General features: G+C 62.2%; 20 protein-coding genes. 12 read left to right on the top strand and 8 right to left on the bottom strand.

Annotated elements, in window-relative coordinates; all coding sequences use genetic code 11:
• Positions 1-116 precede the first annotated feature (116 nt).
• The 5 genes from K3175_RS09060 to K3175_RS09080 all read left to right on the top strand — a co-directional run bounded on the left by K3175_RS09060 (position 117) and on the right by K3175_RS09080 (position 5,297).
• Positions 117-1,328, top strand: a complete 1,212-nt coding sequence (locus K3175_RS09060; RefSeq protein WP_221543017.1) for a saccharopine dehydrogenase family protein — start codon at positions 117-119, stop codon at positions 1,326-1,328.
• Complete coding sequence (locus tag K3175_RS09065) at positions 1,328-1,729, top strand: hypothetical protein (protein WP_221543018.1); 402 nt, start codon at positions 1,328-1,330, stop codon at positions 1,727-1,729. Before K3175_RS09060 ends, K3175_RS09065 begins: the two co-directional genes overlap by 1 nt.
• Positions 1,717-2,682 (top strand): NHL repeat-containing protein, encoded by a 966-nt coding sequence (locus K3175_RS09070; RefSeq protein ID WP_221543019.1) that lies wholly within the window; start codon positions 1,717-1,719, stop codon positions 2,680-2,682. The genes K3175_RS09065 and K3175_RS09070 overlap by 13 nt, the downstream gene beginning before the upstream one ends.
• Before the next feature lie 45 nt (positions 2,683-2,727).
• Positions 2,728-3,906: a carboxynorspermidine decarboxylase gene (locus tag K3175_RS09075; RefSeq protein WP_221543020.1), complete on the top strand. Its 1,179-nt coding sequence runs from the start codon at positions 2,728-2,730 to the stop codon at positions 3,904-3,906.
• A gap of 188 nt (positions 3,907-4,094) precedes the next feature.
• Positions 4,095-5,297, top strand: coding sequence for a type III PLP-dependent enzyme (locus K3175_RS09080; protein WP_221543021.1), 1,203 nt, complete (start codon positions 4,095-4,097; stop codon positions 5,295-5,297).
• 143 nt (positions 5,298-5,440) lie between these two features.
• Here K3175_RS09080 and K3175_RS09085 read toward each other — a convergent pair whose 3' ends face one another.
• Positions 5,441-5,761: a hypothetical protein gene (locus tag K3175_RS09085; RefSeq protein ID WP_221543022.1), complete on the bottom strand. Its 321-nt coding sequence runs from the start codon at positions 5,759-5,761 to the stop codon at positions 5,441-5,443.
• A gap of 220 nt (positions 5,762-5,981) precedes the next feature.
• Positions 5,982-6,743 carry a hypothetical protein gene (locus K3175_RS09090; RefSeq protein ID WP_221543023.1) on the bottom strand — a complete coding sequence of 254 codons (762 nt, stop codon included), beginning with the start codon at positions 6,741-6,743 and terminating at the stop codon, positions 5,982-5,984.
• A gap of 301 nt (positions 6,744-7,044) precedes the next feature.
• Here K3175_RS09090 and K3175_RS14185 point away from each other — a divergent pair, with 301 nt between their 5' ends.
• On the top strand, positions 7,045-7,971 hold the full coding sequence (locus K3175_RS14185; RefSeq protein WP_247710793.1) for a PAS domain-containing protein: 927 nt from the start codon (positions 7,045-7,047) through the stop codon (positions 7,969-7,971).
• A gap of 51 nt (positions 7,972-8,022) precedes the next feature.
• Here K3175_RS14185 and K3175_RS09100 read toward each other — a convergent pair whose 3' ends face one another.
• The 3 genes from K3175_RS09100 to murI all read right to left on the bottom strand — a co-directional run bounded on the left by K3175_RS09100 (position 8,023) and on the right by murI (position 10,904).
• Entirely contained in the window at positions 8,023-8,715 is a 693-nt protein-coding gene (locus K3175_RS09100) for a nitroreductase (RefSeq protein ID WP_221543024.1), read from the bottom strand.
• Positions 8,716-8,777: 62 nt separating this feature from the next.
• Positions 8,778-9,998, bottom strand: coding sequence for a 5-aminolevulinate synthase (hemA, locus tag K3175_RS09105; RefSeq protein ID WP_221543025.1), 1,221 nt, complete (start codon positions 9,996-9,998; stop codon positions 8,778-8,780).
• 111 nt (positions 9,999-10,109) lie between these two features.
• A complete protein-coding gene (gene murI / locus K3175_RS09110; protein WP_221543026.1) occupies positions 10,110-10,904 on the bottom strand; it encodes a glutamate racemase in 795 nt (264 codons plus the stop codon).
• A gap of 129 nt (positions 10,905-11,033) precedes the next feature.
• Here murI and plsY point away from each other — a divergent pair, with 129 nt between their 5' ends.
• The 6 genes from plsY (at position 11,034) to K3175_RS09140 (ending at position 17,738) form a co-directional block, all read left to right on the top strand.
• Positions 11,034-11,639, top strand: coding sequence for a glycerol-3-phosphate 1-O-acyltransferase PlsY (plsY, locus tag K3175_RS09115; RefSeq protein ID WP_221543027.1), 606 nt, complete (start codon positions 11,034-11,036; stop codon positions 11,637-11,639).
• Positions 11,636-12,751: a DNA-processing protein DprA gene (gene dprA / locus K3175_RS09120; protein WP_221543028.1), complete on the top strand. Its 1,116-nt coding sequence runs from the start codon at positions 11,636-11,638 to the stop codon at positions 12,749-12,751. The genes plsY and dprA overlap by 4 nt, the downstream gene beginning before the upstream one ends.
• Positions 12,752-12,762: 11 nt before the next feature.
• On the top strand, positions 12,763-13,203 hold the full coding sequence (locus K3175_RS09125) for a GFA family protein (RefSeq protein WP_282098259.1): 441 nt from the start codon (positions 12,763-12,765) through the stop codon (positions 13,201-13,203).
• Positions 13,204-13,309: 106 nt separating this feature from the next.
• Positions 13,310-14,887 (top strand): vWA domain-containing protein, encoded by a 1,578-nt coding sequence (locus tag K3175_RS09130; RefSeq protein ID WP_221543030.1) that lies wholly within the window; start codon positions 13,310-13,312, stop codon positions 14,885-14,887.
• Between the two features lie 71 nt (positions 14,888-14,958).
• Positions 14,959-17,556 carry a type I DNA topoisomerase gene (gene topA, locus K3175_RS09135; protein ID WP_221543031.1) on the top strand — a complete coding sequence of 866 codons (2,598 nt, stop codon included), beginning with the start codon at positions 14,959-14,961 and terminating at the stop codon, positions 17,554-17,556.
• Positions 17,556-17,738, top strand: coding sequence for a hypothetical protein (locus K3175_RS09140; RefSeq protein WP_221543032.1), 183 nt, complete (start codon positions 17,556-17,558; stop codon positions 17,736-17,738). Before topA ends, K3175_RS09140 begins: the two co-directional genes overlap by 1 nt.
• Here K3175_RS09140 and era read toward each other — a convergent pair whose 3' ends face one another.
• Genes era through lepB form a run of 3 tightly spaced genes read right to left on the bottom strand, consistent with a single transcriptional unit; the run spans position 17,739 to position 20,157 of the window.
• Positions 17,739-18,641 carry a GTPase Era gene (gene era / locus K3175_RS09145; protein ID WP_221543033.1) on the bottom strand — a complete coding sequence of 301 codons (903 nt, stop codon included), beginning with the start codon at positions 18,639-18,641 and terminating at the stop codon, positions 17,739-17,741. It abuts the gene before it with no gap.
• Complete coding sequence (rnc, locus tag K3175_RS09150) at positions 18,638-19,309, bottom strand: ribonuclease III (RefSeq protein ID WP_345719345.1); 672 nt, start codon at positions 19,307-19,309, stop codon at positions 18,638-18,640. Before rnc ends, era begins: the two co-directional genes overlap by 4 nt.
• Entirely contained in the window at positions 19,306-20,157 is an 852-nt protein-coding gene (lepB, locus tag K3175_RS09155; protein ID WP_221543034.1) for a signal peptidase I, read from the bottom strand. The genes rnc and lepB overlap by 4 nt, the downstream gene beginning before the upstream one ends.
• Positions 20,158-20,192: the final 35 nt, after the last annotated feature.

Consider the following 20,192-nt stretch of genomic DNA (forward strand, 5'->3'; position numbering starts at 1 on the left):
ACCGCCATGCCCGAAAAGAGTGGCTGTAGGAAACCACCTTCAACGGATCGTTTGGACAGGCCCGTGCATTCGGTTAAGGGGCGCGCGATATTTCATTCACACAAGAGGTTTCATCCATGTCGACAGTTCTGGTCATCGGTGCAGGCGGCGTCAGCTCGGTCTGCGTTCACAAGATGGCGATGAATAAGGACATCTTCACCGACATTCATCTCGCCAGCCGTACCAAGTCCAAATGCGACAGCATCGCCGCCAGCGTGAAAGATCGCACCGGCGTGGATGTGGCGACTTACGAGATCGACGCCGAAGAAGTCCCCGCCATGATCAATCTGATCCGCAAGATCCAGCCCAGCCTGGTGGTGAATCTGGCGCTGCCCTATCAGGATTTGCCGATCATGGATGCCTGCCTCGAAGCGGGCGTGGATTACCTCGATACGGCGAATTACGAGCCCAAGGACGAAGCGAAGTTCGAATATAAATGGCAGTGGGCCTACCACGATCGCTTCAAGGAAGCGGGCCTGATGGCGCTGCTGGGTTCGGGCTTCGATCCGGGCGTGACATCCGTTTTCACCATGTGGCTGAAGAAGCACAAGCTGAAGACCATCCGCCAGCTCGACATTCTCGATTGCAACGGCGGCGATCACGGCCAGGCCTTTGCCACCAATTTCAACCCGGAAATCAACATCCGCGAAGTGACCGCGCCCGCGCGCCACTGGGAGAACGGCGAATTCGTCGAGACCCCCGCCATGGGCAAGAAGGTCGAATTCGACTTCGAGGCGGTCGGCCCGAAGAACATGTACATGATGTATCACGAAGAGCTGGAAAGCCTCGCCAAGTTCAATCCCGAGCTCGAGCGGGCGCGCTTCTGGATGACCTTTGGCGATGAATACATCAAGCATCTGACCGTGCTGCAGAATGTCGGCATGACGCGGATCGATCCGGTCCGTTATCAGGGCAAGGACATCATCCCGCTCCAGTTCCTCGCCGCCGTACTGCCCAAGCCCGAAACGCTGGGCGAGACGACCAAGGGCAACACCAACATCGGCGTGATCGCGACCGGCGAAGCGCTCGACGGTTCGGGCGAGAAGACTTTCTACATCAACAACATCTGCAGCCACGAAGCGGCTTACGAGGAAACCGGCAACCAGGCGGTCTCCTACACCACCGGCGTTCCCGCAATGATCGGTTCGGCCATGGTCGTGACCGGCAAGTGGGAAGGTGACGGCGTGTTCAACATGGAAGAAATGGATCCCGATCCGTTCATGGACATGCTGAACGACCACGGTCTGCCCTGGCAGGTGAAAGAACTCGACGGGCCGGTGGACTTCTGATGCGGATGAAGGGGCTTTTCCTGCTCGCGCCGCTGGTCCTGGCGGGATGTGTCGCGACGGAAGAACGCGGCCCGGAGATGGTGCAGGACGATCCGCGAGCGGAGTCGCCTGCCTATCCGCAGGCAATGACCGCGGCAGAGCGCGAGGCCTGCATGGCCAAGGGCGGCATGGTCGAACGGCGGGGTATGATGCAGACCGAACTCTGCGTCGTTCCCTATGCCGATGCGGGCAAGGCTTGCACCGATAGCGATCAGTGTCAGGCACAATGCATTGCCGAAGGCGCAGTCGGCGCGCCGCCGGGTGAAACGACCGCGGGTATCTGCCAGCGCGACGATCAACTCTTCGGCTGCTTCGGCGTCGTCGAGGATGGCCGGATCGAAAACGGAATATGCCTCGACTAACGCTTCTCGTCTCCGCGCTCGCCCTTGCTGCCTGCAGTGGCGGCAGGGGCGGGCGCGAAGAGGCGCCCCATGTCTTGATCGACGAAAGCTGGCCGGATCTGCCGGACAGCGCCGTGTTCGGCGAACCCATGGCGGTCGATGTCGATAGCCATGGGCATATCTTCATTCTTCACCGCTCCGGGCACGATGATACGGATGGGGAAGGTGCGGAGACGATATCCGAGCCGACCGTCTTCATGCTCGCCGCCAATGGCAAGCTGCTGGGCAAGTGGGGCGCAAATACCTTTGTGGAGCCTCGCGGCCTGTCGGTGGACGAAGACGACAAGATCTGGATCACCGATACCGGACGCCAGCAGGTGTTCCGTTTCAACCATGAGGGGGCTGAGGAGCTCGTGCTCGGCGAACGCGGCGTTGCGGGTGACGACGGGCAGCATTTCGGCGGGCCGGTCGATGTCGCCTTTTCCCAAGGCCGGGTGCTGGTGAGCGATGGCCTCTCCAACAACCGGATCGCCGTGTTCGACCGCTCGGGCAACTTCCTCGAGCAGTGGGGCGGGGTCGCCCAGGCGCGCGGGATCGCGGCAGACGGCGACCGCGTCTATGTCGCCGACGCAGGGGGCACCGTCCGGGTGTTCTCGACCAGCGGAGAAATGCAGGACGAGATCGGTGCCGACAGAAGCGGAAAGCCCTTTGCCGTTAAGCCCGTGGGCAGCGGCTATATATTGGTGATCGAGGGGCGTGACCGGCAGGACCGGCCGGGCGCCATCGGGCGTATCTACCGCCCCGACGGCGAGCTGGAACGCGTATTCGATGTCGGCGTCGATCACCGCACGGCCAACAGTATCGGCCAGGATGTGGCCGTGGGGCGCGATGGCAGCGTCTATCTCATCGACAGCGGGATGGGCCGCGTGGTGAAATTCGAACTCGCCGCCGCCGGAGTCGCAGACGAGGGCTGACGTCCCCCCTTTCGCTTGGCGGCGGCGGCGCCTAGATGCGCTGCCATGGAAACTAAAGCCGGTGATCCGGGCGCCTTCGCCCATTTCGACCTCGACCGCGTCGACAGCCCCGCCTTCGTGGTTGATGCCGCGAAATTGCGCGCCAATTGCCAGGTGCTCGCCGAAATACGCGACGAGGCGGACATCAAGGTGCTGTCCGCCCTCAAGGCCTTCTCGATGTGGAGCGCGGCCCCGATCATCGGCGAATATCTCGACGGCGTCTGCACATCGGGCCTGTGGGAAGCGCGGCTGGCGAGCGAGTTCTACGACGGCGAGATCAGCACCTATTGCGCGGCCTACAAGCCAGAGGAACTGGACGAGGTCTGCCGCCTGTCCGACCATGTCATCTTCAATTCGCCCGGCCAGATGCAGCGCGCCGCGCTTATCCTCGATCATGCCCGCGCGAGCGGTCAGAATTTCGAGGTCGGCCTGCGCATCAATCCGCAGGTGCCGACGGGCGAAGTGCCGCGTTACGATCCCTCCAGCCCGGGCAGCCGCCTCGGCTTCCCGCTCGACCAGCTGACGCCCGAGATGATGGAAGGGGTCGACGGCATCCATTTCCACAATCTGTGCGAACAGGATCTGGAGCCGCTTATCCAGACCTGGGACCGCGTGTTCGACGCGATCGAGCCGTGGTTCGACCAGCTCAAGTGGATCAACATGGGCGGCGGCCACCACATCACCCGCGCCGACTATCAGCGCGAAGAACTGGTGGAATTTCTCAAGGACGCGAAGGACGATACCGGCGCGGAAATCTATCTCGAGCCTGGCGAGGCGGTGGCGCTCGACGCAGGCATTCTGGTCGGCACGATTCTCGACACGGGCTATAACGGCCTGCCGGTCGCGATCGCCGACGTCTCGGCGACCTGCCACATGCCCGATGTGATCGAGGCGCCTTATCGCCCGGCCATGCTGGGCGAGGCGAGCGACCATGACACGCCCGAAGTGCGCATCGGCGGGCCGTCCTGCCTCGCGGGCGACGTGATCGGCGACTATCGGATCCCAGGCGGGGCGGAGGTGGGCAAGCGCTTCGCCTTCCTCGACCAGGCGCACTATTCGATGGTGAAGACCAATACTTTCAACGGCGTCCAGCTGCCGAGCATCTATATGTGGGACAGCGAGACCGACCAGCTCGAGCTGGTGAAGGAGTTCGGCTACGCCACTTTCCGCGACCGATTGAGCTGAGCGAACGACCCATCGCACCTCAGCCCCGAAGCAGCCCGCAAAACTTGCGGACAAAGGTCATGGTATTCACTTGCGTTTCATGAACCAGGATTTATATGCGCGCCTCCTGCTGCCCCAAGGGGACTTCCTAACCGCAAGGCAGCTTGTCGTTTCATGGTCCGCAAAGACCGTTTAGGGGGTCCCTTGAATTGCAGCATTTCCCAGACGCCAAGGCTGTAGTCCGCACTCTTTCGCCGGACGAACCGATCATTCTCAACCGCCCGCACGCCGCTGCGCGCGCGGCGCGTTTCTTCGTCGAAAAATTTCCGGGCAAATCGCTTTATGCCGTGAAAGCCAATCCCTCGCCCGATCTCGTGCAGATCCTGTGGGACAATGGCGTAACGCATTACGATGTCGCCTCGATCGCCGAAGTACGCATGGTGCGTTCGGTCCTGCCCGATGCCACGCTGTGCTTCATGCATCCGGTGAAATCGCCCGGTGCGATCCGCGAAGCCTATTTCCAGCATGGCGTGAAGACCTTCAGCCTCGATTCGCCGGAAGAGCTGGCCAAGATCGTCAACGCAACCCGCGCCGAAGACGGCAGCGAGGCGGCCGATCTGCGCCTATGCGTCCGCCTGCGCGTCTCCTCTGAACACGCTGCACTGAGCCTCGCCAGCAAGTTCGGCTGCGATCTGACCGAAGCGCCCGCGCTGCTGCAGGAAACCCGCCAATATGCCGACTGGCTGGGCGTGTGTTTTCACGTCGGCAGCCAGGCGATGAGCCCGCATGCCTATGTGCAGGCGCTCGACCGCACGCGCGCGGCGATTGCCGAAGCTTCGGTGGTGATCGATATGATCGACGTGGGCGGAGGCTTCCCTTCGGTCTATCCGGGCATGGAGCCGCCGCCGCTGGAAGACTATTTCAAGATCATCCACCAGCACTTCTACGCTCTGCCGATCGCCTATAACGCCGAACTGTGGTGCGAACCCGGCCGGGCGCTGTGCGCCGAATATTCCAGCTTGGTGGTCAAGGTTGAGAAGCGCCGCGGCGAAGAGCTCTACATCAATGACGGCGCTTATGGCGCATTGTTCGACGCCGCGCATGTGGACTGGAAATTCCCGGTTCGCCCGCTCGAGGACGATCTGATCAAGCCGGAAATGGATTTCGCTTTCTACGGCCCGACCTGCGACGATGCCGATTACATGCCGGGTCCCTTCGCATTGCCGGAAGATATCCAGGCCGGTGATTACATCGAGATCGGCATGCTGGGTGCTTATGGCGCGGCGATGAAGACCGATTTCAACGGTTTCGGCGCTGCCGAGCGTGTGATCGTGACGGACGAACCGATGGCCAGCCTTTATGATGGCAGCCGCGCACGTCCTGCGGTCGATAATGTGGTGAACCTGCGCTAGGCGCGCGGGTTTGCCTGCGGCATATCATCTGCAAGAAAGAAAACGGCCCGCGCCTAGGGGGAAGCGCGAGCCGTCGGCCGGGTTACGTCCGGCATGGGCGCCTGGGGTTGGGGAGAGAGGGGCGCCCTTGTAAAACCTAGTAATCAGAGCGGATCGGATTTCTTCTCGGCTGTTTTGGTCCCTTCATCTTCGTGATGAGAGTGATCCATTGCAGGCTCGGTCACGCGTTGCTCTTCCGCTGGCTCCAGTTCGTCCACACCCGCATCCTGCTCGGGATCGGGCCGCGGAATGAAATCAACTCCGCGATTGTCTTGCTGCGGCATAAGAGCGGCTTTGTCGGGAGCGGTAGGAGCCGCATCCAAGTTTCCATGTTCTGCGTGCTGCGGAGCCTGCTGGGCAACGGCAGATGCCCCATGAAGAGCCATGAAAGAACCGCTGGCGACGAGGAGAATATTCTTCTTCATAAAAACTCCGGCGAGCATCGTGAACCTTGGGATACTTGCCGGACTGGAATCGCGCTTTTCGCGTGAATTTCACATTAATGCGCAAGCCATACGTCGCAGAAGGATCGCCTTTCGTCGACGGAAAGGGTTTCGCGCCCTTCAACAGGCCTCTCGGCCGCCTTTCGTTCGAGTAGGGCAATCCGGTTGCTGCGCGGATTGCCCTTGCTTGCGCCGCCCATGATCAGCCGTATTGTTCGCGGTGCTTGTCGAGCACGGGTTTGACCCGGCCCAGTGCTTCGCCGATCACCTCGGCGAAACCATCGGGCTTCAGATCGACTTCGGTATTGTGCGCCATGGTCAGGTGGCGCGCCTCGGCCCAGTCGGTGCCAAGACGGATCGCCCATTCGCGGAACCGGTCTGCGGCACCCGCTTCCGGCTGTAGCGATTTTTCCAAACTCGGATGAAAGGCGATCCTTCCGGACATCGGCAAGAGCGAGAGCGGGAAGGGCAGCTTCAGACGCGACAGCGTATCGTCGACATGGATTGTCCCGCTTTGCGGGTGGTACGCCAGGACCGAAGCGAAATGGACGGTATCATCCTCGCAAACAAGCCGAGTCCCGTCGGGCGTCGAAAACCGGAGTTCAGGCCCGATGATGTCGCTGAACCCTTCCGTCTCGCAATAGGTGTTCTGCCACGGCAGATCCGGCAATTCGGTTTCGTGCCGCCGTGTTCCGTAAAGCTTGGCCTGCGGAAAGGCGCCGTGCATCCATTCGCAGTGAAGCGTGTGATAAGGGTGGAGGTTAACGATTGCCGAAACATGCTGGCCGCCATTCGTCAGACGATTTACTTCGGCGAGAGTCTCGTCGTCGAGCGTATAGCTGTCGAGAAAGATGAAATTGCCACTTTCCAACCGGACGAGCGAGCATTGTGTCCCGACATTGAGCATGCCGCCGATACGTAAATCGCCGCGGATCATCCAAAAATTTTCGCCGAGTTTTTTCATCGTTCTTTCGTTGCCCTTTTTATTTTCAGTTATCAGCTGAACGCGGGGCACCACTTAGGTTTCCGCGCCAAGAAAACGATAATATGCGGCAATGCTGAGATCCGGATGGTTACAGGCTTGTTCGGCATGAATGGTAACCCCGCTTGCGTTGGCGCCGCGCGGCCTGCTGCGGCCGGCTGCCGTGAGGCCCTGTCACACCAAATTTTTCATCAGCTGGTGTTTGAAGCAAAAGCATTTTTTAATCTTATCGCCGTAGCGGCGAGCCATGCCAAGCGCCGCATCAAACAAGACCCCTCCCAAGTTGGAAATAGCCGCCGGTTCTCCCCTTCAGGATGGCGGGAGCGTTAAGGATCGCGCGCTGGTCACGCATGCCTATGATGAATGGGCTGCGGGAGCGGCGGTCGGCCGTTTTCCGGATTGGAAGGACGTGCTCCAATTCGGCAACGGGGCTCTTCAGGAGCACGCGCTCGCCGTTCGCATAGACGACAATTTCAGGCAGTCTCCCATCCTGCATATCGGCGGCGAACTGACGCGCGAGATGGGAGGCAAGGCGCTTCCGATCGTGATCAAGGAAGTCCCGAGCCTTTCGTTGCTCTCACGGATAACCGAGCATGCGCTGGAGCCCATCGCCAACCTCGCCCCGATCGGGTTCGAAGCCGAATTCGAAGACGATAGCGGGCGGCAGCTCGCCTATCACGCGATCGTGCTGCCGTGCACGGGTGACAGCGGCACCGTCGATACCGTCGTCGGCTTCATCGGCTTCAAGGTCGTGTCGCAGCAGGCTGCCGCGGCCAAGCCCGACGCCCCTCAAAAAGCAACGAACAATCCGAAACTGAAGAAACTGAAAGACACGTTAGGAGCATTTATGGACACTAAACTTGCAGATATCATGGCGATCGACGGCGCGCTCGCCGTTGCCATCGTCGACATCGAAAGCGGCATGCTGGTCGCCAGCAGCGGCAACACCAAGTCGCTCGACCTCGAAGTGGCGGCAGCCGGCAACACCAATGTGATGCGCGCGAAGATGAAGACCATGGCCGATCTGGGTCTGAAGGAAGAGATCGAGGACATCCTCATCACTCTTACCTCGCAGTATCACATGATCCGCCCCCTCACGAGCGAGACTGGCAAGGGCCTTTTCATCTATCTCGCTCTCGACAAGGCGAAGGCAAACCTCGCGATGGCGCGCCACAAGCTCAAGATTGCCGAAAAAAGCCTCGAAGTCTGATTCCGGCCTTTCTGGTTATTCGAAGGGGCGGCCGGTTCGGCTGCCCCTTTTTTATGGAAAGCCGACGAAACGCGCGGCTTCGTCCACGCTTTTACGTTCGCTGACCACGGCATTTGCCGGGAAGCTCTCGTCGGGCCACCCCATGGCCACAGCCTTCATGATGATCTGATCGTCCGGAATGCCGGCATGCTCGCGGACCACCGGGCTCTGCATGATGCCTTGCGAGTTGATCACGCAGCCGAGGCCGCGGCTCCATGCCGCATTGACCAGGGCCGTGGTCACAGCACCGCAATCGAAGGCGGTATCGTCGCTGCCCGATAATTCGCGGTCGTAGCTGACGATGACGCAGACCGGTGCATCGAACTGCCGAAAGCCGCGCAACACCCAATCCTGCCGTGCATCCTTGTCATCGCGCTCGATGCCCATCGCCCCGAACAACTGTTTGGCCACCCCGATCTGTCGTTCGCGATGAACGCCAGCGAACGGTTCCCCGCGGCGGAATTCGCGGCTGTCCGGTTCACCGGCCAGAATGCGCTCAGTATTCCCCTTGCGGATACGGTCGAGCGGTTCGCCGGTGATGACGTGGAAATGCCAGGGCTGCGTGTTCATCGAGGTCGGCGAACGCATGGCGAGCGCCAGGATCTCCTCGATCAGGCTGCGCGGCACTGGCTTGTCGAGATAGCCGCGAATGCTGCGGCGCGTCCGCACGATTTCGTCGTAGGGAAGGCTGGGATTTCCGCTCATCTGTACTCCTCTCTCGAGGAAGCCCTAGCGCAGGGCGGCAGAGCGGCAAAATCCCTTACGGATCAGGCAGCCTGCGCCAGTTCCAGTTCCATCCGGTCCCAGATTTCCACCAGCGCGCTGACCAGATCGTCCATCATTTCGGGCGAATGGGCAGGACCCGGGGTGAAGCGCAAACGCTCGGTCCCTCGGGGTACGGTGGGGAAATTGATCGGCTGCACATAGACGCCGTATTCGGCCAGCAGGATGTCGCTGATCTTCTTGGCATGGACCGGATCTCCCACCATCAGCGGGACGATATGCGTGGTCGACGGCATGACCGGGAGGCCGGCCTCACGCATCTTTTCCTTCAGCAGCGCGGCGGCGGCCTGCTGGCCGTCCCGTTCCTCGCTCGAGGATTTGAGATGCTTCACTGCGGCCAGAACGCCCGCGACCAGCACCGGGCTGAGCGAGGTGGTGAAGATGAACCCGGGGGCATAGCTGCGAATGCAGTCGATCACGCGGGTATCGGCAGCGATATAGCCGCCCATGACGCCGAATGCCTTGCCCAGCGTGCCTTCGATGATGTCGATGCGGTGGGCAGCTTCGTCGCGTTCGGAAATGCCGCCGCCGCGCTTGCCGTACATGCCGACCGCATGGACTTCGTCGATATAGGTCAGAGCGTTGTATTTTTCGGCAAGGTCGCAGATGTCGTGGATGGGGGCGACATCGCCGTCCATCGAATAGACGCTCTCGAATGCGATCAGCTTGGGCGTATCGGCATCTTCGGCGGCCAGCAGCTGTTCCAGATGGTCGAGATCGTTGTGGCGGAAGACGCGCTTCTCGCAGCCGGAATTGCGGATGCCTGCGATCATGCTGGCGTGGTTCAGTTCGTCGGAGAAGATGATGCAGCCGGGCAGCAGCTTGGCCAGCGTCGACAGCGTAGCGTCGTTCGAGACATAGCCGCTGGTGAACAGCAGCGCGCCGTCCTTGCCGTGAAGATCGGCCAGCTCGCGCTCCAGCTCTACGTGGAAATGCGTATTCCCGCCAATGTTGCGAGTCCCGCCCGATCCCGCGCCGACATCGTGCAGCGCATTTTCCATCGCTTCGATGACCTTGGGATGCTGGCCCATGGCGAGGTAGTCGTTCGAGCACCAGACCGTGATCGGCTTGGGGCCGTTATGGCCATGAAAACAGCGCGCATTGGGGAAAGCGCCCTTGTTGCGCATAATGTCGATGAACACCCGATAGCGGCCTTCCGTATGGAGGCGTCCAATGGCTTCATCGAAAATCTGGTCGTAATTCACGAGGCACCGGCCCGTTCTGCGCCGCCCTTTGCGCGGCTGGATACAGGGGCGCACATAGGGAAACCACGCAGCTTTTGCTACCGCGATCTTTGCGATCCATTCGCAACAAATTCAGAACTTTTCGAGCACCTCAATGCCGTAATTGGCGAAGGCCCGATCGAGCTTTTCGAAATCGGCAAGTTCACCGGTCGTGACGGCAAAGTCGGGCCCTTCGCGTTCGAAGCTGTGATCGCGGGTGAGATAGGCGATGCGGCTGGCAATGCCTTCCGCGCCATGAACGAAGGTAATGTCCGCGCCCATCGCTTCGCGCAGTTCGGGTTCGAGCAGCGGGAAATGGGTGCAGGCGAGCACCACGGTATCGAGGTCGCGCCCGCCGGGCTGGAGGACCAGCGCCTTCACCTCGTCCGCCACTGCGCCCACGCTGACTTTCTCCCCGCGCAGCTTGGCCTCTGCCAAGGGCACAAGTCCGTTCGCGCCGTGGCGAAGCAGCGTCTTGCCGACGGCGAACTCCCGTTCCAGATTGTCGACGTAGACCTGCCGCATGGTGGCCTCGGTGCCGAGGAGGCCCATAGTGCCGCTGCGGGTCAGGGCCGCGGCGGGCTTGATCGCGGGGACAGTGCCCACGATCGGGATTTCCAGCACGTCGCGGACCATGCCCAGAGCGATGGTCGATGCGGTGTTGCAGGCGATGCAGATCAGCCGCGGTCGGTACCGCTCCGCCATGCGGCCGAGCAGGCCCGACACTCGCGCGGCGATTTCCGCTTCGCTCTTCGCGCCATAGGGCAGGCCGGCCATATCGGCGGCGTAAATCACCGGCGCATCGGGCAGCGCCTTGCGCAGTTCACCGAGCACGGTGAGCCCGCCGACGCCGGAGTCGAAAATCAGGATGGGGGAATTGGCGTTCAAGGCTGACAATCCGTTATGGGCGGGCCGTTGGAGGCTGGCATGTCGACGCCCTGCTTTTTTCTTCCAAATCGGTCTTAAAAGGAAGTACGGCCCTTCGACAAGCTCGGGGCGAACGGTTAGGGAAAAGTAATGGATATCGGCATCGATTTGACAGTCAACGCGCTTTGGGCCGCGCTGCTGGGCTACGCGCTGGGTTCGATCCCCTTCGGCCTCATCCTCGCCAGGTTGGCGGGCAAGGGCGACATCCGCCAGCAGGGCAGCGGCAATATCGGTGCCACCAATGTCCTTCGCACCGGCAGCAAATGGCTGGCGGCGGCGACCTTGCTGCTCGATCTTGCCAAGGGCTTGCTGCCCGTGCTGCTGGCAAAGCAGTTCTTCCCCGAAGCGGTGGGCTGGGCGGCGCTGTTCGCAGTCATCGGCCACTGCTTTCCAGTCTGGCTCGGCTTCAAGGGCGGCAAGGGCGTGGCGACCAATGCGGGCGTCTGCTTCGGCTTGGCCTGGCAATTGGGCGTCGTCTACGCCATCGTCTGGCTCGGCTTGCTGGCGATTACCCGCATCAGCTCGCTCGCCGGAATGTCCGCCGTGGTGGCCGCCGCGATAGCGGCGCTCATCTTCGGCTGGCCTGCTTACACCGTGGTACTGTCGCTGATCGCGCTGCTCGTCATCTGGCTCCATCGCGAAAATATCCGCAGGCTGATGGCAGGGACCGAGCCGAAAGTCGGCTCCTCCAAGTGAACGAGGCGGTGCATCCGGCCCCGGCTAGCCTGTCGCAGGCCGAGGCGTTTGCCCGTATCCGCCTGCTCCGGTCGCCGCATATCGGCCCGGTGAGCTATGCCATGCTGCTCGCCCGCTTCGGTACGGCGGTCGACGCACTCGACGCCCTGCCGGAGATGGGCGGGAAATCGGGTCGGCAATATCGCGCCGCCCCGGTCGAAAAGATCGAGCGAGAAGTCGACGGCGTCCGCAAGGCAGGCGCAAAATATCTGTTTCACGACCAGCCCGATTATCCGGATCTGCTGGCACAGATCGACAGCGCACCTCCGATCCTGACATGCCGGGGTAATCTTTCCCTGGCGGCCAAGCCATGTGTGGCGATGGTTGGTGCGCGCAATGCGAGCGCGGCGGCGGTCAAGCTTGCCCGCGATTTCGCCGCGGGTCTTGCGGAGGCGGGGTTTACGGTGGTTTCGGGTCTGGCGCGCGGGATCGATGGGGCCGCCCATGAAGGGGCCATGCCTGCCACCATCGGAGTGATCGCCAGCGGCATCGACATCGCCTATCCTCCGCAGCACAGCGACTTGCAAAAGCGTATCGCGCAAGAGGGCCTGCTGATCGCCGAACAGCCGCCGGGCACAGAGCCACGCGGAAGTCATTTCCCGAGCCGGAACCGGATCATTGCCGGGCTGGCGGGGGGCACGCTGGTGGTGGAAGCCGCCATCAAATCGGGCAGCCTGATCACGGCGCGGCTGGCGGGGGAAGCGGGCCGTGAAGTGATGGCCATTCCCGGCAGCCCGCTCGAAGCGCGCAGCCATGGCTGCAACCATCTTATCCGCGAAGGTGCGGTGCTGGTCCAGTCGCCCGATGATGTGCTGGAATTGCTTTCGTCCTTCGATGGTGCGCCGCGTTCGAGTTTTCGCGAGCAGGCGGTACAGTTCGATTTCGAGCCGGAAGAACTGGCTGAAGCCGATCCAGCGGATATCGCAAGCCTGCTGACCACGGCGCCGGTCAGTGTCGATGAACTGGTTCGTCAATCGGGGCAGGGGGCGGCATCGGTCCAGCTCGCGCTGCTGGAACTGGAAATCGCCGGAAGGCTGGAGCGACATGCCGCCGGCAAGGTCAGCCTGAAATGACCGACCCAAAGATGCGGCGGGGGCGATGCCTGTGCGGCCGCATCTTGGTGACTATCCCTGCTTCGAAAGTGGAGGTCGGGGTATGCCATTGCGATACCTGCCGGCATTGGTGCAGCGGCCCGTGGATGGCGGTCCAGGCGCCCGACGCCACGGTGGAAGGCGACACTCTGGAGGTCTTCAGATCTTCCCCCTTCGCGGAGCGGGGTTTCTGCGCGAGATGCGGATCGGCGATCTTCCACCGGCCGCAGGATGGTCCTGAACTCGCCGTGTCCGCGGGATTGTTCAAGCCGGATGATTTTTCGTTGAGCTTCCAGATCTGCACCGATCGAAAGCCAGCGTTTTACACCATATCGGAAAAAACCGCGGTGATGACATCACGCCAACTTGCGCTTCGATGGGCGCCAAAGCTGCTGGCGCGTCGCTTGCTGAAAATCGCGCGTCTGCGGGATTGAAGCAAACGTCTCTCAACGCACCGATGACAAGTCAGGAGCGGTTAATCCCTGTTCGCGGATTTATGTGATACAGTTTCATCGCATCAGAGATTGGGGGAGTATCTTGATGAGGAAAATCCTGGCCACCGCGTGTTCGGTATCATTGCTGGTCCCTGTCCCCATGGCGCTACAGGCGCAGACAGATACCGCGGCCCGCAGCGGCAATTCAGTTGCCGAAAGGGGATATTGCCGGACGCCTGAAGCACTGCCCGACCTTGGCCGGGAAGCGATTGTCAATCAGCAGCAACCTGTCCGATCCGTGCCGCCCCCGGTTGCCATGGCTGTCGCATCGCCCCCGCCTCCCGCGGCGCCACCTGGACCTCCACCTCCGCCACCACCCCCGCCGCCTTCTGCCGGTGCAGACGAGCGGATCGTGGTCACTGGTGCGCGCGTGAGCCGTAGTGGCGAAAGCTCTGCATCGGAAGAATCGACCATGGATGTCGAAGAAGCCGAGGGCAGGGCCCCCGCCAGCGCCATGCCAGGATATACGCGACCGGTCATGCCGCGTCCGCCTCAGCCCAATCCGCAGAGCGGACTCCTCACCGCTGGCGAGCATGACGATCTGCTCAATCCCGAACTCTATGCCGCTTACGTGCGGCAATCAGACCTTGGTCAGCGTATCGCGGCTCTGCCGCTGCTGGACACTTCGCGGGTCCTGCGGGTCGAGGCCAAGGATTCGCGGGGACGGGCGGTTCCGTTCCTTCCCATCGAGTTGCGGTGCGAAGACGGCAATTCGATCGTGCTCAATTCGGTTGCCGATGGCAGCGCGGTTTTCTTCCCCGGCCTTGATCGGCTGAGCGAGACGGTATGGGTGCGCGCTGGCGCAGGAGAGTGGCGTTCGATGCGGCTTGCGGCAGATGCCGGGGCGCAGAGCATCACCATCCAGACCCATGACAATGCCGGGCCGGTGCGCAAGCTGGACATCGCGCTTGTCGTGGATGTGACCGGATCGATGAGTGACGAACTGCGGTTCCTCCAGGCGGAACTGCGCTCGATCCTCAATTCGCTGGAGGCGCGCCACGAGGATATCGATATTCGCGTGGCCTTCAGTTTCTATCGCGACGAGGGTGACGATTTCATCACCAAGACGTTCGACTTCGATAGCGATGTGGTCCGTGCCCAGACCCGTCTTGCTGCGCAATATGCCGGTGGCGGGGGAGATTACGAAGAAGCGATGCAGGACGCGCTGGTTCGCGCGGCCGGGCTGAACTGGCGCGACGATGCGGTAAAGTCGCTGTTGCTGGTCGGCGACGCACCGCCGCATGATCGCGACATTCCCCGCACCTGGCTTGCTGCCGAGCATCTGCGGGCCGAGCGTGTCCATGTAATTCCGGTGGGCGCATCGGGCGTCGCCGATGTGGCGGAATATATAATGCGCGCCATGGCGGCGGCCACCCAGTCCCGTTACACCTTCCTCACCGATGACAGCGGGATCGGCAATCCGCATGCCAAGCCTGCGATCGACTGCTATCTCGTGACCCGGCTCGATCAATTGCTCCGCCGCGTGATCGACAGCCAGCTTTCCGGTCGCCGCATCGAACCGGAGAAGAACGAGGTAATTCGAGCGGTCGGGCAATATGATGCCGGAAAGTGTATCCTGCCTCCGGACTTTGCGGAAAGGACGGGGCAGCAGAAAGACGCTTGACGCTATGTGAGGCCGATCCCCATTTTCGCGCGTATACGCACGTACACACGTAAGGGACTGCCCAGACCACAATGCAACTCGTTATCGTAGAATCGCCCGCCAAGGCGAAAACCATCGAGAAATACCTCGGCAAGGACTTCAAGGTTCTCGCCAGTTATGGCCATGTCCGCGACCTGCCGCCCAAGGACGGCAGCGTGCGCCCGGACGAGGATTTCGCGATGGACTGGGAACTCTATCGGGACAAGCAGAGCCGCTTCAAGGAAATCGCCGACAACGCCAAGAAGGCGGACCGCCTCGTTCTCGCGACCGACCCTGATCGCGAAGGCGAAGCCATCAGCTGGCATGTTCGTGAACTGCTGCAGAAACGAAAGGCGCTGCCGGACAAGGTTGATCGCGTTACCTTCAACGCCATCACCAAGCAGGCCGTGACCGATGCGATGAAGGCGCCCCGCGCGCTGGATCAGGATCTGATCGATGCCTATCTCGCGCGCCGTGCGCTGGATTATCTGTATGGCTTTACCCTGTCGCCGGTGCTGTGGCGCCGTTTGCCGGGGGCAAAGAGTGCGGGCCGCGTGCAGTCGGTCGCGCTCCGCCTGATCGTAGACCGGGAAACGGAGATAGAGCAGTTCAGGGCCGATGAATACTGGTCGGTCCTCGCCAAGCTGGAGCAGGACGGAACCGCGTTCGACGCGCGGCTCGTCAAATTCGACGGGCAGAAGCTGCAGAAGCTGACGCTGGGCGATGAGGGTAGTGCCAAGGCGGCGCAAAAGGCTGTCGAGGAGGCGCGCTTCACGGTCGAGGATATCGAGACCAAGCCGCTCAAGCGCAGCCCCGCGCCGCCGTTTACCACCTCGACCCTGCAGCAGGAAGCCGCCCGCAAGCTGGGCTTTTCGGCCAGCCACACCATGCGGCTGGCGCAGTCGCTGTATGAAGCGGGTGCGATCACCTACATGCGTACCGACGGTGTGCAGATGGACCCGAGCGCGATCGATGCCTGCCGCAAGGCGATCGCCGATCGCTACGACGCCTATTACCTGCCCGACAAGCCGCGGTTCTATTCGACCAAGGCCAAGAACGCGCAGGAGGCCCACGAGGCAATTCGCCCGACCGATTTCAAGAAAGATCGTGCCGGCAGCGGCGATGAGGCGAAGCTTTACGATCTCATCTTCAAGCGTGCGATGGCGAGCCAGATGGCGTCGGCGAATCTCGAGCGGACGACGATCACGCTGCGCGACGGCACCGGCAAGCACGAGCTGCGTGCGACCGGCCAAGTGGTCAAGTTCCCGGGCTATTTCGCCGTCTATCAGGAAGGCCGCGACGAGCCTTCGGACGATGACGAGGACGGCCTGCTCCCGAACATGAGCAAGGGTGACAGCCCGCTCAAGAAGGCTGTCGAGGCGAACCAGCATTTCACCCAGCCACCGCCGCGTTTCAGCGAAGCGAGCCTGGTGAAACGCTTGGAAGAACTCGGCATCGGCCGGCCTTCGACCTATGCCTCGACCATCCAGACCCTGCGCGACCGCGCCTATGTCCGGATGGAGAAGAACCGCTTCTTCGCCGAGGAATCCGGGCGGCTGCTGACGGCCTTCCTCGAACGGTTCTTCGAACGCTATGTCGCCTTCGATTTCACCGCCGGAATGGAAGACGAGCTCGACACGGTTTCCGACGGGCGCGAGGAATGGAAAAAGCTTCTCGCCGAGTTCTGGAAGGACTTCAAACCCAAGACCGAAGAGGTAATGGAAAAGAAGCCTTCCGAAGTGACCGAGGTGCTGGACGGCTTCCTGTCTGACTATCTCTTCCCGGAACGCGCGGATGGCAAGGATCCGCGGCATTGCCCGCTGTGCGAGGCCGAAGGCCGCGACGGTGGCAGGCTGGCACTGCGCGGTGGCCGCTATGGGGCATTCGTCGCCTGTGCGAACTATCCGGAATGCAAGTTCACCCGCCAATTCGCCAAGCCCGGCAGCGATGGCGACGATGGCGCGAATGACGGCGTCCTGGGCGAGGATCCCGACACCGGCCTCCCGGTCGAGCGCAAGACCGGGCGCTTCGGCCCCTATGTCCAGCTGGGCGAGGGCAAGGAAGCCAAGCGCGCCAGCATCCCGAAGGACATCGACGATTTCGGCCTCGAATGGGCGCTCAAGCTCTTGAGCCTGCCGCGCATCATCGGGCAGCATCCGGAAACCGGCAAGGATATCGAGGCCGGCCTATGGCGCTATGGGCCGGCGGTCCGGCACGAAGGAACCTATGGCAAGCTGCAGAACACGGCGGAAATCTTCGACATCGGCATGAACCGTGCTGTCGATCTCCTCGCGCAGTCGGCTGCGCAGAAGGGTGGCCGCGGAAGGGGCAAGGCAGAGCCGATCAAGACGCTGGGCGAACATCCGACCAGCGGCGGCGAGATGAAGGTCATGCCGGGGCGCTACGGCCCCTATGTCACCGACGGGACGACCAACGCGACCATCCCCAAGGACATGAAGCCTGAGGATCTGAGCGAAGCGCAGGCGGTCGAACTGATCGACGCGCGGGCGGCAAAGGGGCCGGCGAAGAAGAAAGCCAAGAAAGCACCGGCGAAGAAGAAGGCGGCGCCGAAGAAAAAGCCTGCCGCGAAGAAGGCGCCGGCGAAGAAGGCTCCGGCAAAGAAAGCTGCGGCCAAGAAGCAGGCCGACTGATGAGCAAGGAACGGTTCGAGCGGCACAAACAACCCTGGACCGGCGAGGAGGCGGGGCAACTCCGCACCCTCGCGGCCAAGGGTCAGGGGCTCAAGCAGATTGCCAAGGCGCTGGGCCGCAGCGAGGAATCCACCAAGGATTTCGCCAAGAAGAACAAGATCAAGGTTGCGAAAAAGCGGTAGCTAGTTCTTCCACTCCAGCCCCATTTCCTCGAACATTTCCTTGTCCTCGCTCCAGCGTTCGTCGGTCTTGACATGCAGAAACAGGTGGACCTTCTGGCCTAGCAGTTCGCTCAGTTCTTCGCGCGCGGCCTGGCCGATGGCCTTGATGCGGCTGCCGCCCTTGCCGAGCACTATGGCGCGCTGGTTGTCGCGCATGACCACGATCTGCTGGTGGATTTCCACGCTGCCATCAGGGCGCTGGACGTATTTCTCGGGTCGCACGGCGCTGTCGTAGGGCAGTTCTTCGTGGAGCTGCTTATAGAGCTGTTCGCGCGTGATCTCGGTGGCAAGGAGGCGCTCGGAGGCGTCCGAGACCTGGTCTTCGGGATACATCCACGGGCCTTCGGGCATCAGCTGGGCGAGCGCATCTTTCAGTTCGGGCACGCCGTCTCCGGTGAGGGCGGAGACGAAATAGACCGTTTCGAATTCGACCTTCTCGCCCAGCTCCTGCGCCAGCGCCAGCAGCGGCTCCTTCTTCGCCGCATCGACCTTGTTGAGAACGAGGATCTTGCGTTCCGGGCGGTCCTTCAGCGCTTCGATCAGCGGTTCGAGTTCGTGGCGGCGCTGCTTGATCGGATCGACCATCAGCAGCACGGCATCGGCGCTTTCCGCGCCTTCCCACGCCGCGCTGACCATCGCCCGGTCGAGCCGCCGCTTGGGCGCGAAGATGCCCGGCGTATCGACCAGGATCATCTGGGTATCATCGTGCAGCGCGATGCCGAGCATGCGCGCCCGCGTGGTCTGGGCCTTGGCGCTGGTGATCGCGACCTTCTGGCCGACCAGCTGGTTCACCAGCGTGGACTTGCCCGCATTGGGCGCGCCGATGACTGCGACGAGGCCGCATTTCGTGGTGGCGTCGCTCATCCGTATTTCTCCATGAATTTCTTGGCGGCGGCCTTTTCGGCTTCGCCCTTGCTGCCGGCTGTGGCCGTGGCTTCGCCAACCTTGTGCACGCTGACGCGCACAGTGAACTGGGCGGCGTGATCGGGCCCCGACCGGTCGACGACTTCGTATTCGGGCGGCTTGCGGCGATTGCCGGCCGCCCATTCCTGCAGCGCGCTCTTGGGATGCTTGCTTTCGCCGGCACCGCTTTCGAGCGCGGGCCGCCAGAGCTGGTGTACCAGTTCGCGCGAAGCCTCGAACCCGTTTTCGAGGAACTGCGCGCCGAGCAGGGCTTCCATCACATCGCCGAGGATATTCTCGCTGTCCCTGCCGCCGTCCGCGCGGGCCTGTTTCGAAATGCGCATGTGATCGCCAAGCCCGATCCCGCGCGCCACGGTGGCGCACATCTCGCGGCTGACGATCGCGTTGAGACGCTGGGCAAGTTTGCCCTCGGGCGCATTGCTTTCGCCGTAGAGCCAGTGGGCGATAGACAGGCCGAGCACGCGGTCACCGAGGAATTCGAGCCGTTCGTAATCCTGTTTTTCGCCCATGCTGCCGTGAGTCAGTGCGGCCTGCCACAGGCTTTCGTCACCGACGGTAAAGCCGTTGGCATCGAGCCATTCGCGGGCTGCCGGATCGAGCGTACTCACAGCGTGCTTCCGATGCGGTCCCAGCGCGCGGCCGTGAACCATGTCCAGGGCAGCAGCCATTCGGCGCTGCCGTCGGTCGACCACAGCACCATCGTTGCGCGCGCCACCAAAAGATCCGCATCGACCAGGCCTACGCCGCCGCCGGACTGGGGCGGGAAGCGGCTGTCGAGCGAATTGTCGCGATTGTCGCCCATGACGAAGATCTTGTCGGAAGGGACCACGATCGGATCGAAATCATCCTGCATCGACCGACCGAAATCGATCGTCCGGTAGCTCTTGCCCGAGGGCAGCGTCTCGATCACCTGGCGGTAACGGCACAGATTGCCGTCGACGACAGTGCCGCCATCGGACCGGCAGTTGGTATTCGCGCTCATCGGGATGTCGACGAAGCTGCCCCGCTCCTGCGGCAGGGGATCGCCATTGAGATAGACCGTGCCGCCGCGCATGGCGATGGTATCACCCGGCAGTCCGATCGCGCGCTTGACGTAATCCGTGCCGTCGACCGGATGCTTGAAGATCACCACGTCGCCGCGCTCGGGCAGGCTGGCGAAGATGCGGCCCGGGATCAGCGGCACTTCCAGCGGGAGCGAGAGGCGCGAATAGCCATAGGGCCATTTGGCGGCGACCAGATAATCGCCGTTTCTGAGGCCCGGCAGCATGCTTTCGCTGGGGATGGTGAAGGGCGAGAAGATGAAGCTGCGGAAGATCAGCACGATCACCACGAGCTTGAGCAGGAACTTCAGGAAATCGCCCCAGCTTTCCTGCTCTTCGGCGCGTGTTTGGGCTTGGGTGACTTCGCCCGGATCGGTATCGGCGTCGGGCGTTGCAAGGCGGGGGTTCTCATTCATCGCCGAATTCCCTAGTCGCAGCAGCGCGACCATCA

This window comes from Qipengyuania aestuarii, from assembly GCF_019711535.1.
Lineage (GTDB): Bacteria > Pseudomonadota > Alphaproteobacteria > Sphingomonadales > Sphingomonadaceae > Qipengyuania > Qipengyuania aestuarii.